At 38.0% G+C, this 245-nt stretch carries 1 protein-coding gene; it reads left to right on the top strand.

Translation table 11 applies throughout. The annotated features are described in order from the left end of the window. A partial coding sequence (locus L9G74_RS21725) for a PLD nuclease N-terminal domain-containing protein (protein WP_238898948.1) occupies positions 1-245 on the top strand: 245 nt, incomplete at both ends.

Genomic DNA, 245 nt, shown 5'->3' with positions numbered 1-245 from the left:
GTAGCTTTTATTACAGTTTTTCGCCAGAAGCGAGATATTGCGACAATTTGGGCATGGATGTTAGTATTGCTTTTTCTACCAGTAATTGGATTTGCTATTTTTTTCCTAGCGGGCAGTCGTATCTCCAGTAAAAAAATTTTTCGTTTGAGAACACAAGAGCAACGTGGTCTTGAACAAATTGCGATTAACCAACGTCATCAATTGGCTGATATTGAAACATTATTGCCTATTCCTGAAAGCGCTAG

It is taken from the genome of Shewanella electrica (assembly GCF_022321485.1).
Classification (GTDB): domain Bacteria; phylum Pseudomonadota; class Gammaproteobacteria; order Enterobacterales; family Shewanellaceae; genus Shewanella; species Shewanella electrica.
This window is presented reverse-complemented; position numbering and strand designations above follow the sequence as displayed.